We start from the raw sequence: 12,887 nt of genomic DNA, 5'->3' as shown, positions 1-12,887 counted from the left end.
CGCGAGCGGCCGTTCTCGTGGCAACGCATGTGCGTTCCGTATGTAAACAGACCTTAGTCTTTCTCGACGGGCGCCGCGACCGCGCGCGGCCGCTTGCGGATCTCCGAATCGAGAATCAGCCGGCCGCGCAGCCGGCCCTTCATCCGCTTCACATGCTTCGGCGCCTCGGTCATGTGCTCGACCATCAGCGCGCGCACGCGCTCGGCGTCGCGTCCGCGCGCCGCTTCGAGGATCGCGCGATGGATCTTCACGTTCGCGTCGCCGAAGCGGCGGTGCTCGGCGAGCGGCGTGTCGTTCCGGAATTCGATCAACTGCCGGATCATCTCGTTGATCAGCTCGCAGATGAAGCGCAGGAACGGGTTCGGATTCGCGGCCGCGAGGATGTCGTGGAACGTCATGTCCTCCTGCCGCTGCCGCACGATGTGGCCGCGATCGTGCGGCCCCGACGAGCCGTCGCAGCACGCGATGTTCGCTTCGAGCGCCGCGAAATCCCGCTCGCTCAGATGCGGCACCGCGCCCGCCGCGAGCTCGGGCTCCAGCAGCCGGCGCGCGGTGTAGATGTCGTCGATCGACACGTCCTTGAAGAACAGATAGTTCTGCAGCAATTGCAGCGTGCGGTCGAGCGGCACCTCGACGACCATCCCGCCGCCGCTCGGCCCCGTCGTGACCTTGATGAGCCCCTGCACTTCGAGCGACTTCAGCGCCTCGCGGATCGTGCTCTTGCTCACCGAGTAGAGCTGCTGCAGCTCGGCCTCGCGCGGCAGCCGGTCGCCCGGCTTCAGGTCCTTCTCGGTGATGAGCCGCTTGATCTCCTCGGCGACGAGGTCGGCGCGCTTCGGCTGCTTGATTTCGACCGCGATCCCGGCGTTCGCTCGGTCCATGACCATCTTCGACACTCCCAAGTGTGTAGGGCGGCGCCCCTTTTTTTGCCCGATTTTTGCCCGATTGACACTCGAATTTATTATACCTAGCATCAAGTTAATCCTATTTATCATGATAAATAGGATCGACGGCCGGCACAGCATCCGCGAGAGATGGCCGGCGCGGTCGGGCAGTCGGTCGCATCGCGTGTGTCTTTCCCCCCAAGGAGCGTCAACTTGAATCGCCGAGAACTGTTGAAACTGGCCGCGCTGTCGGCCGTCCCGGGCGCGCTCGGCGCGCTTTCGTCCCGTGCCGCGTTCGCGCAGGGCGCGGGCGTCCAGCTTGCGTGCCCGGTGCCGATGTCCGGCCCGTTCGCCGCGAACGGCAAGTACGCCGATCTCGGCATGAAGCTCGCGATCCAGCAATACGGCAAGGTGCTCGGCATGCCGCTGTCGTACATGACGCTCGACACCGCGGGCTCGCCCGCGACCGCGGTGCGCCGCGTGCAGGAGATCGCGCAGCAGAAGGGCGTGCGCTTCTTCGCGGGCGGCATTCTGTCGTCCGAAGCGCTCGCGATGGGCAAGGAGGTCGAGAAGGCGGGCGGCGTGTTCATCACGACGGCGGGCGCCGACGAGATCACCGGCAAGGACTGCAACGCCGCGACGTTCCGCTGGTCGGTGCCGACCTTCGGCGCGATCGAGCAGACGGTGCGTCCGCTGATCGGCATGCTGCCGAAGGCGAAGCGCTGGTACACGATCACGCCGCAGTACGTGTTCGGCGAGGGGCTGCTCACGGCCGCGAAGGCGATCTTCAAGGAGAAGGGGATCGAGCACGTCGGCAACAGCTATCACTCGCTTGCCGAGAAGGAATTCAGCGGCTACCTGACGAACGCGGTTGCCGCGAAGCCCGACGTGCTGCTGATCCTGAACTTCGGCTCGCAATCGTCGGATACGCTGCGGCAGGCGGTGAGCTTCGGGATGAAGAACAACTGCACGATCCTGATGGCGTGGGCGTCGGGGCTCGAGCAGTTCGAGGCGCTCGGCGCGGACCTCTGCGACGGCGTCTACTTCGGCGCGCAATACTGGCACGGGATCGATTCGCCGCTGAACCGCGATCTCGTCAAGCGCGCGAGCGCGGCGTTCAAGGCGAATCCGAACTACAGCCTCGCGGGCTCGTACATCTGCTCGAAGATCCTGCTCGACGGGATGGTGAAGGCGGGCAGCGCCGATCCGAAGAAGGTGATCGCCGCGCTCGAAGGGATGAAATATGACGGCCTGACGGGCGCCGAGGCAATCCGCAAGGGTGACCATCAGGTGCTGAAGAACTACTACCTGCTGAAGGGCAAGCCGAAGAGCCGGATGCGCAACGCCGACGACTACGCGGACATCGTCAGCTCCGGCCAGTCGTTCCTGCCCGTCGACAAGACGGGCTGCAAGCTCGCCTGACGTCGGCCGCCTCGGCTCATCACTCGGCTCACCACTCGATCTGAACTGAAGCCATGAACGTTTATCTCTTGCAGATCGTCAACGGGATCGGCGTCGGGATGCTGTATTTCCTGCTCGCGGTCGGCCTGTCGATCGTGTTCGGACTCCTGCGCTTCGTGAACTTCGCGCACGGCGCGTTCTATCTGCTCGGCGCGTACTTCTGCTATCAGGCGCTGCAATGGTCGGCGAGCTTCTGGGTGGCGCTCGCCGCCGTGCCGCTCGCGGTCGGCGCGTTCGCGTGGATCGTCGAGAAGCTCGTGCTGCGGCACGTGTACGCGCAGCAGCACGAATTCCACATCCTCGCGACGGTCGGCCTCGCGCTCGTGCTGCAGGAGTGCGCGATCCTCGCATGGGGCCCGCTAGGCGACAACGTGCCCGTGCCCGACGCGCTCAACGGCGTCGTGATCTGGGGCGGCTTCGTCTATCCGAAGTACCGGCTCTTCGTGATCGGCTTCACCGCCGTGCTCGCCGCGCTGCTGTGGTGGGTGCTCGACGGCACGCGGCTCGGCAGTGCGGTGCGCGCGGGCAGCGAATCGTCGGAAATGGTGTCGCTGCTCGGCATCAACGTGTCGCGCGTGTTCAGCCTCGTGTTCGCGCTCGGCGCCGCGACGGCCGCGCTCGCCGGCGTGCTCGCCGCGCCGATTCGCGGCGTCGACCCGTTCATGGGGATCGAGGCGCTCGGCGTCGCGTTCGTCGTCGTCGTGGTCGGCGGGATGGGGAATTTTCCGGGGGCGCTCGTCGGCGGGCTGCTCGTCGGCATCGTGCAGAGCGTGATGAGCACGCTGTGGCCGGAAGGCGCGCGGCTGATGATCTACGTGGCGATGGCGGCCGTGCTGCTGCTGCGCCCGAACGGGCTGCTCGGGAGGGCCGCATGATCGAATCGTCGAATTCGCTGCCGGGCGGCGCGCCCGCGCGGCGTGCGGCGCAACGCGCGGACGGCGCGCTGCATCGCCATCGCCATGTGCTGCTCGCCGCGGCCGTCGTCTGCGCGCTGCCGCTCGTGCTGCGCTCGGGCTCGCTCGCGACCGAAGTGCTCGTGTTCGCGCTCGCCGCGCTCGGCTGCAATCTGCTGCTCGGCTACACCGGCCTCTTGTCGTTCGGGCAGGGCGTCTTCTTCGGGCTCGGCAGCTACGCGGCGGGCCTCGTGCTCACGCGCGGCGTGCCCTCGGTGCCCGTCGCGCTCGCCGCCGCGATCGCGCTCGGCGCGGCGGCGGCCGCACTCGTCGGCTGGTTCTCGATCCGGCAGCGCGGCACGTATTTCGTGATGCTGACGCTCGCGTTCGGGCAACTGTTCTACTTCGTCGCGTACACGACGCCCGAGCTCACGGGCGGCGACAACGGCCTGCTCGACATTCCGCGCCCGGCGCTCGGCGCGCTCGGCCGCACGCTCGTGCCGCTCGATTCGCCGTGGCAGTACTACGGCTTCGTCGCCGCGCTGTTCATCGCCGCGTTCTGGCTGATGGCGCGCGTGTCGCAATCGGTGTTCGGACGCACGCTGCTCGCGATCCGCGACAACGAGGCGCGCGCCGCGGCCGCCGGCTACGACGTGAAGCGCTTCAAGCTCGTCGCGTTCGTGATCTCGGGCGCGGTCACGGGGCTCGCGGGCGCGCTGCACGCGCTGATGACGGGCATCGCGCCGCTGTCGAACATCGACTATCACACGAGCGAGATGATCCTCGTGATGACGGTGATCGGCGGCACCGGCAACCTGTTCGCGTCGGTGCTCGGCGCGGCGTTCTACGTGCTGTTCGCCGACTGGCTGTCGACGCTGTGGCCGCGCTGGCTGCTGCTGCTCGGCCTCGCGCTGATCGCGGTCAGCCTGTTCATGCAGCGCGGGCTGTGGGGGATCGGCGAGCGCGCCGCGGCCGCGCTGCGCCGCGCGCCGCCGGCGGCCGACGCCCACGTCGACCAGGAGGCACGATGAGCGACGCGATTCTCGAAGCGCGCGGCGTCGTCAAGCGCTACGGCAAGTTCACCGCGCTCGCGGGCGTCGATCTGCGGATCGCGCCGCGCACGGTCCATTCGGTGATCGGCCCGAACGGCGCCGGCAAGACCACGCTCTTTCACGTGCTGACGGGCACGGTGCCGATCTCGGCGGGCTCGATCGTGTTCGACGGGCGCGACGTCACGCAGGAGCCTGACCACCGGCGCGTGCGGCGCGGCATCGCGCGCTCGTTCCAGGTGACGAGCCTGTTCCAGAACCTGAGCGTGCGCGAGAACCTGCGCGTCGCCGCGCAGGGCGTCGATGCGCGGCGCGCGCTGAACGCATGGAAGCCGCCGCGCGGCGCGCTCGCGCACGACGACACGGTCGACGGCGTGCTCGAACGCCTCGCGCTGCAACGCTTCGCGGGCACGGCGGCGGGCGCGCTGTCGCACGGCCAGCAGCGCCGGCTCGAAGTGGGCATGGCGCTCGCCGCGCGGCCGCGCGCGATCTTCCTCGACGAGCCGACCTCCGGCATGGGCATCGACGACCTCGACGACATGAAGGCGCTGATCCGCGGCCTGCGCGACGACTACACGGTCGTGCTGATCGAGCACAACATGGGCATCGTGATGGACATCTCGGACACGATCACGGTGATGCAGCAAGGGCGCGTGCTCGTCGAAGGCAGGCCGGGCGACATTCGCGGCGACGAGCGCGTGCGCACCGCGTATCTCGGCAACATGATCACCGGAGGCCGCGCATGATGCTCGACGTGCAGGACGTTCACGCGTACTACGGCAAGAGCCACGTGCTGCAAGGCGTATCGCTCGCGGTGGGCGAAGGCGAGACGGTCACGCTGCTCGGCCGCAACGGCGCGGGCAAGTCGACGACGCTGAAGACGATCGCGGGCGTCGTCGCCGCGCGCGGCGGCGCGGTGACGTTCGTTGGCGCGCCGATCGCGGGCGCGGCGCCGCACCGGATCGCGTCGCGCGGCGTGTGCTTCGTGCCCGAGCATCGCGGCGTCTTCCGCCTGCTGAGCGTCGAGGAAAACCTGCGGCTCGGCGCGCGCCGCGATTCGCCGTGGCAGCTCGACGACGTCTACCGGATCTTTCCGCGGCTGAAGGAGCGCCGCAGGAACGGCGGCGCGCAACTGTCGGGCGGCGAGCAGCAGATGCTCGCGATCGGCCGCGCGCTGATGAACCGCCCGCGCCTGCTGATGCTCGACGAGCCGGTCGAAGGGCTCGCGCCCGTGATCGTCGAGGAGATCGTCGCGCAACTGAAGCAGATCAAGGCGGCGGGCGTCGCGATCCTGCTCGTCGAGCAGAACCTCGAAGTCTGCACGCAGCTCGCCGACCGGCATTACGTGATCGAGCAGGGCGTGATCGTCTACGAGGGCGACAACGCGTCGTTCGCCGCCGATCATTCGATCAAGGATCGCTATCTCGGCGTCGGCGTCGTCTGAGCGCCGCGCCTTCTTTTCCATGCAAGGAAACGCATCGATGCAAGTTCAGGATTCGACATCCGGCGCGCGCGCCGCGCCTTCGCCCGCCGGCCTGCGCACGAACGGCGCGCGCCTGTGGGACAGCCTGATGCGGCTCGCGCGGATCGGCGCGACGGCCAAGGGCGGCGTGTGCCGGCTCGCGCTCACCGAGCTCGACCGCGCGGCGCGCGATCTGTTCGTCGCATGGGCGAAGGAGATCGGCTGCACGGTGCGCGTCGACGCGATCGGCAACATCTTTGCGCGGCGCGCGGGCGCGCGCGACGACCTGCCGCCCGTGGCGACGGGCAGCCACATCGACACGCAGCCGACGGGCGGCAAGTTCGACGGCAACTACGGCGTGCTCGCCGGGCTCGAAGTGCTGCGCACGCTCGCCGACGCGGGCGTGCGCACGAACGCGCCGCTCGAGGTCGCGGTGTGGACGAACGAGGAGGGCTCGCGCTTCGTGCCGGTGATGATGGGCTCGGGCGTGTTCGCGGGCGCGTTCACGCTCGAGCATGCGCTCGCGCAGCGCGACCGCGACGGCGTATCGGTGCGCGACGCGCTGCGCGCAATCGGCTATGCGGGCGACGCGCGCGACGCGTGCGCCGCGCCGCATCGCGTCGGCGCGTACTTCGAGGCGCACATCGAGCAGGGCCCGGTGCTGGAGGCGCACGACACGACGATCGGCGTCGTGCGGGGCGCGCTCGGCCAGCGCTGGTACGATGTGACCGTGCGCGGCATGGAGGCGCACGCGGGCCCGACGCCGATGGCGCTGCGCCGCGACGCGCTGCTCGTCGCGGCCGAACTGGTCGCCGAGGTGAACCGGATCGCGCGCGCGCATGCGCCGCACGGGCGCGGCACGGTCGGCTGGGTCGACGTGCATCCGAACTCGCGCAACGTGATTCCGGGGCGCGTGACGCTGAGCGTCGATCTGCGCGCGGCCGACGACGCATCGCTGCTGGCGATGGACGCGGCGCTGCGCGCGGCGTGCGCGCAAGCGGGCGCGCAGCCGGGCATCGGGGTCGACGTCGAGCAGGTGGTCCATTTCGCGCCGCAGCCGTTCGACGCGGCGCTCGTCGGCGCGGTGCGCGCGGGCGCGGACGCGCTCGGCCTGTCGTCGATGGACGTGATCAGCGGCGCGGGCCACGACGCCGTGTACCTCGCGCGCGTCGCGCCGGCCGCGATGATCTTCGTGCCGTGCAAGGACGGCATCAGTCACAACGAAATCGAGGACGCGCGCCCCGAGCATCTCGAAGCGGGCTGCAACGTGCTGCTGCACGCGATGCTGAGCGCGGCGGGCGTCGCGGATGCGATGGATGGCGAGGATGTCGCGGGCGGCGCCGACGGAGCCGCGCGATGAAGATCCTGATCGCGCGGATGAATCACGAGACGAACACGTTCTCGCCGGTGCCGACGCCGCTTGCCGCGTTCGGCCGGGAAGGCCCGAGCTACGGCGAGCACGCGTACCGCGACAACCGGGGCATGCGCACCGCGATGGCCGCGTTCATCGACGCGGCCGAGCGCGAAGGCGCGCGAATCGTGACGCCGGTGTCGGCGGCCGCGAACCCGAGCGGCCCTGTCGCGGCCGACGCGTACGACGCGATCTGCGATGCGATCGTCGCCGCCGCGCCCGGCTGCGACGCGGTGATGCTCGATCTGCACGGCGCGATGGTCGCCGAACAGTCGGCGGACGGCGAGGGCGATCTGCTCGCGCGCGTGCGCGCCGCGCTGCCGCGCGCGCCGATCGCCGTCGCGCTCGATCTGCATGCGAACGTCACGCAGAAGATGATCGATCACGCGGACGTGATCGTCAGCTTCAAGACCTATCCGCACGTCGACATGTACGAGACGGGCGCGCACGCGGCGCGGCTGCTGCTCGACCGCGTGCACGGCCGCGCGCGGCCGGTGCTCGCGTGGCGGCGGCCGCCGCTGATGACGTCGACGCTGCGCAGCGCGACCGCCGACGGCGCGATGCGGCGCGCGCTCGACGCCGCGCGCGCGGCGCAGGCGAACGGGATGCTCGCGGTGTCGGTGCTCGCCGGGTTTTCGCTCGCGGACATTCCGGCGCCGTGCATCAGCGTGGTCGTCGTCGGCGACGGCGACGCGGCCGCCGCCGACGCGGTGGCCGCCCGCATCGCGCAGCAGATCTGGGACGCGCGCGACGAGTTCGTCTATCGCAGCCCGCCGCTCGCGGAATCGGTCGCGCGCGCGGCCGGGCTCGCGCACGGCGCGGACCGGCCGGTGCTGCTGCTCGATCACGGCGACAACTGCATGTCGGGCGGCACGTGCGACACGATGGACCTGCTCGAAGCGGCGCTCGCGCAAGGGCTTTCGGGCCTCGTCAGCGGGCCGCTGTGCGATCCCGAGGCGGTGGCGCGGATGATCGCGGCGGGCGTCGGCGCGCGCGTGACGATCGACGTCGGCAACAAGCTGCCGCGCGCGGGCGCCGCGCCGCGCGCGCCGTTTCGCGCGACGGGCGTCGTGCGCGCGATCACCGATGGCGAATACGTGATCAGCGGGCCGACCTACACCGGCCAGCGCGCGTACATGGGGCGGGCGGCCGTGCTCGACACCGGCGCGGCGACGCTCGTCGTCACCGAGCGCACGCACGAGCCATGGGATCTCGGCGTGTTCGAGAGCGTCGGCGTCGATCCGCGGCGCGCGCGCTTTCTGCTGCTGAAATCGCGGATGTACTGCCGGCCGGTGTTCGTGCCGATCGCGGCGGCGCTCGTCGAATGCGACAGCCGCGGCGTGACGGGCTCCGATTACGCGCTGTTCGATTTCGAGCGCGTCGAGCGGCCGGTGTTCCCGCTCGATTCGCGAACGGAGTGGAGCGCATTCGACGCTTGAAAGGGGGCCGCGATCGTGCGGCCGTGCCGGGGCGATTGGAGTTTCGAATGCGATGCCGATGCCGATGCCGATGTCGGCATTGCCGCAGGCATCGCGCCGCGCGCTCGCGCACGCAACCGCGCGGCTACTTCGGCAACTGCTGCGGATCGTAGCGATTGCGCGCGTTCCACAGCATCCAGCCGTCCGTGCCGGCGGCCTCGGCGGCGTCCACCTGTGCGCGGATCTGCGCCGCCGCGAAATCGCGGTGGTCGAACGCGTAATCGCGGAACGCCTGCAGCCACGGCCGGAACCGCACGCCCGGCAGCCCGGTCCGCAAGCGCGCCTCCGCGAGCGAGCGGCGCACGATCTGCCCCGGATCGGCGGTCGGCTGCGTGCAGCCCGGCAATCCCCACGTGAAGCCGGACGGATAGAGCATCGGCGAGATGTAGTCGAGCGGCCCGCCGAGCGTCTCGATCTGCTGGCCGATCGCGGTGTCGTCCTCGTTCCAGCAGACGTAGCCGAAGATGTCGGCGGCGACGAACACGTTGTACGGCGCGAGTCGCTCGCGCGCCGCCTGCAGGAAGCCGGCGATCGCCGCAGTGCGGTTCGCGCGCGTGTTCGGCACGCTGAAGCGCAGCCCGCGCGCGTCCGGAAAGCGCACGTAGTCGAACTGGATTTCATCGAAGCCGAGCTTCGCCGCTTCCTCGGCGACGTCGAGATTGTGTGCCCACGCTGCGCGCAGCGACGGATCGATCCAGCGCAGCTTTTCGCGATCGCGCCAGATGTCGCCGTTCGCATCGCGCACCGTCCAGTCCGGATGCGCGGCGGCAAGCGGATCGTCCTTGAACACGACGATCCGCGCGATCAGATACAGCCCGCGCCGGCGCAGCTCGGCGACGAGCGCCGCGAAGTCGCGCACGACGGGCGCGTTCGGCGTCTGCGCGGCCGCGCCCGACGCGCGGCGCGCCGCGCTCGGATACGGCGTGATGCCGCGGTCGCCCTTCATGTCGATGACGAGCGCATTGATCGCGGTCGCGCCCTTGAGATCGACCGCGGCTTCGCGCAGCGTCTTGCTCGTGATCCCGAACACGGACAGATAGACGGCTTTCGGCCTGAACGGCGCGAGCGCGACGGTGACGGGCCGGCCGGCTTCGACGCTCGTGCGCGTCGCCAGATAGCCGGGCGCGCGGACGGCGATGCCGGCCGCCGCGGCGTCGGCCGGGAAGGCTCCACGCTCGTCCGCACGGATCGGGCGGCCGCCGATCGTCACGATCGCGGCGGCGATCGGCTTGCCGGTCCGCGCGTCGACGACGCTGCCGCGGATGGCGGCGGACGGGGCAGTGGACGAAGCAGTGGACGAAGCGGCGGACGAAGCGGCGCGCGCCGGGGTGTCGGGCATCGGCATCGAGGCTGTCGCGACGCCGGCGGCCGGAACGCCGGCCGTTGCGCGAGCGGCGAAGGCGACGCCGGTCTGCGCGTCGCCGCGCTCGCCGAGCATCCGCGCGAGCACGGCCGGCGTGCAACTGTCGACGATCAGAAAGCGCGGCAGCGCGAGCGGCGCGTCGCCGCGGCGGACCTTGCGCGCGTCGAGCGTGAAGCCTGCAACGTAGCCCGCCTGTGCGGCGAGCGAAGTCAGCTCGTCGTCGTAGATGCCGAACGGCCATGCGAGCAGATCGACCGGGCCGCCGACTTCGCGCTCGAGCAGCGCGCGCGCGTGCGCGAACTGGGTCGCGGCGAAGCGGCGGAACGCGTCGGGTGCGAGGCGTCGCCGCTCGGTGCGGAAGTTCGGATGCCACCACGTATGCGATTCGATGTCGAAGCGGCCGGTATTGCGCAACGCGCGCAGCTCGTCCCACGTCATCGCATACGACGCATTCGAGATCGCGGACGGATAGATGAACAGCGTGACGGGCAAGCGCTCGCGCAGCACGATCGGGCGCAGCAGTTCGTACACCGAGCGGTGGCCGTCGTCGACGGTGATCGCGACTGCTTTTTCCGGCAGCGATGCGGATGGCGATGCCGCCCACGCGACGACGTCGCGCAGCGGCACGATCGCATAGCCGTGCGCGCGCAGGAACGCGAGCTGCGCGTCGAACGTGCTGACGCGCACGGTCATCGAATCGGGCGGCGCGGATGTCGAGAAGCGGTGGTAGACGAGGATCGCGGGGCGCGACGCGTCGGCGGGCGGCGCGGTGGCGGGGGCATCCGCGCCGGCGAATGCGGGCGGCGCGACGCCCGCCCATGCGAGACACCAGGCAGCCGCCGCGAGCCGGAATCGGGTGAGCCAGGAGCGTGAGTGTCGCAAGGGCAATTCCGTCGGTTGTTCGTAACGTGTTCGGGCCCACCGGCCGCGATAGCGCCGGACGGTGGGCGTTTTTTTCGTGCGCGGCGCGCGAGCGTGTGGTTTCCGCCACCGGGCGGCCACGCGACGAAGCCGATTTGCGCCCCGGTTTCGCGCGCCGCCGATGGTTGCCCGCCGCGCTCGCGCACCGTGCGGAGCCGGTAGTCATCGGCTCCCGTAAAGCTTCACCTTTGCGGAGCCGGGCGGCGGCGCGACTGTCGCTGCACCGGCCGCAACGGATGAGCGCGGAGCGGCCCGCTGGGATCGGTCCTGCGTCGACCATGCTGCTACGGTTTGACGGGCGGCGGTTGATCGTAGTCAAGAACGCCCGCCGCGCGCCGTCCGGCCCGGCAGGCTCGACGCGAGCTCGCGCAGACATGCGGTGTGCCGCGCGCTGGTGCCGGGCCTGCTCGAATCGGCCGAGTAGCGCGGGCGTCGGGCGGCGGGCGCGCGAGTTTGCTTCGGGCGCGTGAACAGGCCCTGGCTCGCGCCCGCCGCCCGATCGCCGCCGATTGACTCACGTCAATGCCCGGCCTGCCTGCGTCGCTACGCTGAAGACAGCCGGTATCGAGCCGGACCGGCATCACCGATCGACGGGCATCCGGCGCGCGCCGGGTGCCGTCCGTGGCGTAGGCCGCGCATCGTGCGCGGCCGCGAATTCCAGGAGAGAGCAATGAGCAATGTGACGCGTTACGACCCGTTTTCGCTTGAGCCCGTGTCCGATCTTTTCCAGGGCTTGTTCCGTCCGCTGCGCGGCTTCGCCGACGTCGAAGAAGAGAAGCTCGCGTCGATGAAGATCGACGTGACCGAAAACGACCAGGCCTACGTCGTCAAGGCCGAGCTGCCGGGCGTCGACAAGAACGACATCAACGTGCAGATCGAAGGCAACACCGTGTCGATCGCCGCGAAGGTCGAGCGGAACAAGGAGCTGAAGGAAGGCGAGCGCGTGATCCGGCGCGAGCGCTATTCGGGCGAGTTCGCGCGAACCTTCTCGCTCGCGAGCGACCTCGATCGAGACACGGCGAGCGCGCAGTATCAGGACGGCGTGCTGTCGCTGACGCTGCCGAAGAAGGCGACGTCGGAAAAGAAGAAGCTGACGATCGGCTAGATTCGCGTGTGCGCCGCCGCGCAGGCGGCGCGCCGTGAAGCGGGGCGGCGCGCGTGCCTCGCGCGCTGTCGGTCGCCGGCGTCCGCTTGCGGCCCGGCGCCGTCACGCACGCGCCACGGGCTTGCCGACCGTTTGCGCGAGGATCGGCAATTCGTCCTCGTTCAGGCTGAGCGCGTCGGCGAGCAGCCGGTGGTTGATCCAGCCGCGCACGACGCAGCCGAGCCCCGTCGACGCGCAATACAGCGCGACGTTCTGCGCGATCGCGCCCGCCGCCACCGCCGAGAACGTCTCGCGCAGCGGCTTCGGCATCGGCAGCAGCCGAGACGTCTGCACGACGTAGACGAGATCGAGCGGCGCCGCGCCGACGAAATCCTGGTAGCCGGTGAGGTTGCGCGCATCGATCGAGCGTTTCAGCAGCAGCCGGTGCAGCGCCGCATCGTAGCGATAGACGCCGTCGGGCAGCGCGACATAGATGTCGATCTCGTTGAACGCATGCGCGGACGGTGCGGTGCGGCCGCCCGTCGCCGGGCGGTTGACGCCGTCGGCGGCCCACAGCAGCTCGCCGAGCGTCGTCGGCGCGAGCGCCGCGGACGAGAACTCGCGCGTGCTCGCCCGCAGCGACAACGCGGCCATGAGTGGCAGGCCCGCGCCGAGATCGGGCTGCGGCAGATCGATGATCGCCGGCGCCTCGTCTTCGGCGGGCGCGGGCAATGCCACGGCGATCGGTTGATAGGTCAGCAGTTCGGGTTCGCTCATGTCCGTCTCCTGGGCAGTGGAATGGCGCGCCGCACCCGCGCGAGCGCGTGCGTTCGTCAACGATAGCGAGCGCGCGGCGCGCCGGTCTGATCCCGATCAAGCGT

11 protein-coding genes and 2 pseudogenes are annotated in these 12,887 nt (G+C 70.2%); 9 read left to right on the top strand and 4 right to left on the bottom strand.

The annotated features are described in order from the left end of the window. Positions 1–53: 53 nt before the first annotated feature. The gene (locus tag AQ610_RS31425) at positions 54–887 is read right to left on the bottom strand and encodes a FadR/GntR family transcriptional regulator (protein ID WP_043283029.1); all 834 of its coding nucleotides are present in this window, start codon (positions 885–887) and stop codon (positions 54–56) included. A 210-nt stretch (positions 888–1,097) separates the two neighbouring features. Here AQ610_RS31425 and AQ610_RS31420 point away from each other — a divergent pair, with 210 nt between their 5' ends. From AQ610_RS31420 to AQ610_RS31390, 7 genes are read left to right on the top strand one after another with little or no spacing between them, the layout of a single operon-like run. Continuing rightward, positions 1,098–2,306, top strand: a complete 1,209-nt coding sequence (locus AQ610_RS31420; RefSeq protein WP_009917034.1) for an ABC transporter substrate-binding protein — start codon at positions 1,098–1,100, stop codon at positions 2,304–2,306. A 53-nt stretch (positions 2,307–2,359) separates the two neighbouring features. Continuing rightward, a complete protein-coding gene (locus AQ610_RS31415; protein ID WP_006028296.1) occupies positions 2,360–3,220 on the top strand; it encodes a branched-chain amino acid ABC transporter permease in 861 nt (286 codons plus the stop codon). Further along, positions 3,217–4,269 (top strand): branched-chain amino acid ABC transporter permease, encoded by a 1,053-nt coding sequence (locus AQ610_RS31410; RefSeq protein ID WP_006028295.1) that lies wholly within the window; start codon positions 3,217–3,219, stop codon positions 4,267–4,269. The genes AQ610_RS31415 and AQ610_RS31410 overlap by 4 nt, the downstream gene beginning before the upstream one ends. After that, entirely contained in the window at positions 4,266–5,033 is a 768-nt protein-coding gene (locus tag AQ610_RS31405) for an ABC transporter ATP-binding protein (RefSeq protein ID WP_006028294.1), read from the top strand. The genes AQ610_RS31410 and AQ610_RS31405 overlap by 4 nt, the downstream gene beginning before the upstream one ends. Beyond that, positions 5,030–5,731 (top strand): ABC transporter ATP-binding protein, encoded by a 702-nt coding sequence (locus tag AQ610_RS31400; protein WP_006028293.1) that lies wholly within the window; start codon positions 5,030–5,032, stop codon positions 5,729–5,731. The genes AQ610_RS31405 and AQ610_RS31400 overlap by 4 nt, the downstream gene beginning before the upstream one ends. 37 nt (positions 5,732–5,768) lie before the next feature. Further along, positions 5,769–7,109 (top strand): Zn-dependent hydrolase, encoded by a 1,341-nt coding sequence (locus AQ610_RS31395; protein WP_045554712.1) that lies wholly within the window; start codon positions 5,769–5,771, stop codon positions 7,107–7,109. After that, on the top strand, positions 7,106–8,599 hold the full coding sequence (locus tag AQ610_RS31390) for a M81 family metallopeptidase (protein ID WP_006028291.1): 1,494 nt from the start codon (positions 7,106–7,108) through the stop codon (positions 8,597–8,599). The genes AQ610_RS31395 and AQ610_RS31390 overlap by 4 nt, the downstream gene beginning before the upstream one ends. A gap of 124 nt (positions 8,600–8,723) precedes the next feature. On the opposite strand, the gene AQ610_RS37855 is transcribed toward AQ610_RS31390, so the two are convergent. Together AQ610_RS37855 and AQ610_RS38485 are read right to left on the bottom strand one after the other, a co-directional pair. After that, positions 8,724–10,076: a putative glycoside hydrolase gene (locus AQ610_RS37855; protein WP_045554773.1), complete on the bottom strand. Its 1,353-nt coding sequence runs from the start codon at positions 10,074–10,076 to the stop codon at positions 8,724–8,726. Between the two features lie 165 nt (positions 10,077–10,241). Further along, positions 10,242–10,694: pseudogene (locus AQ610_RS38485) on the bottom strand (polysaccharide deacetylase family protein); the annotation flags it as partial. A 574-nt stretch (positions 10,695–11,268) separates the two neighbouring features. Between AQ610_RS38485 and AQ610_RS38480 the strand changes: the two are divergent. Both AQ610_RS38480 and AQ610_RS31380 read left to right on the top strand, forming a co-directional pair. Then, positions 11,269–11,346: pseudogene (locus tag AQ610_RS38480) on the top strand (LuxR family transcriptional regulator); the annotation flags it as partial. Positions 11,347–11,592: 246 nt separating this feature from the next. After that, positions 11,593–12,027, top strand: coding sequence for an Hsp20/alpha crystallin family protein (locus AQ610_RS31380; protein WP_009916102.1), 435 nt, complete (start codon positions 11,593–11,595; stop codon positions 12,025–12,027). Between the two features lie 102 nt (positions 12,028–12,129). On the opposite strand, the gene AQ610_RS31375 is transcribed toward AQ610_RS31380, so the two are convergent. Beyond that, positions 12,130–12,783 carry a nitroreductase family protein gene (locus tag AQ610_RS31375; protein WP_009916101.1) on the bottom strand — a complete coding sequence of 218 codons (654 nt, stop codon included), beginning with the start codon at positions 12,781–12,783 and terminating at the stop codon, positions 12,130–12,132. Positions 12,784–12,887: the final 104 nt, after the last annotated feature.

Source organism: Burkholderia humptydooensis (assembly GCF_001513745.1).
Classification (GTDB): Bacteria; Pseudomonadota; Gammaproteobacteria; order Burkholderiales; family Burkholderiaceae; genus Burkholderia; species Burkholderia humptydooensis.
Note: the sequence above shows the minus strand (reverse complement) of the source record. Positions and strands in the feature narration are given on the sequence as shown.

Excerpts from the sequence above, each read along its gene's own strand:
- AQ610_RS31390 (WP_006028291.1), top strand. The coding sequence starts at position 7,106 with ATGAAGATCCTGATCGCGCGGATGAATCACGAGACGAACACGTTCTCG.
- AQ610_RS31395 (WP_045554712.1), top strand. The coding sequence starts at position 5,769 with ATGCAAGTTCAGGATTCGACATCCGGCGCGCGCGCCGCGCCTTCGCCC.
- AQ610_RS31375 (WP_009916101.1), bottom strand. The coding sequence starts at position 12,783 with ATGAGCGAACCCGAACTGCTGACCTATCAACCGATCGCCGTGGCATTG.
- AQ610_RS31380 (WP_009916102.1), top strand. The coding sequence starts at position 11,593 with ATGAGCAATGTGACGCGTTACGACCCGTTTTCGCTTGAGCCCGTGTCC.
- AQ610_RS31410 (WP_006028295.1), top strand. The coding sequence starts at position 3,217 with ATGATCGAATCGTCGAATTCGCTGCCGGGCGGCGCGCCCGCGCGGCGT.
- AQ610_RS31405 (WP_006028294.1), top strand. The coding sequence starts at position 4,266 with ATGAGCGACGCGATTCTCGAAGCGCGCGGCGTCGTCAAGCGCTACGGC.
- AQ610_RS31400 (WP_006028293.1), top strand. The coding sequence starts at position 5,030 with ATGATGCTCGACGTGCAGGACGTTCACGCGTACTACGGCAAGAGCCAC.
- AQ610_RS31425 (WP_043283029.1), bottom strand. The coding sequence starts at position 887 with ATGGTCATGGACCGAGCGAACGCCGGGATCGCGGTCGAAATCAAGCAG.
- AQ610_RS31415 (WP_006028296.1), top strand. The coding sequence starts at position 2,360 with ATGAACGTTTATCTCTTGCAGATCGTCAACGGGATCGGCGTCGGGATG.
- AQ610_RS37855 (WP_045554773.1), bottom strand. The coding sequence starts at position 10,076 with ATGCTCGGCGAGCGCGGCGACGCGCAGACCGGCGTCGCCTTCGCCGCT.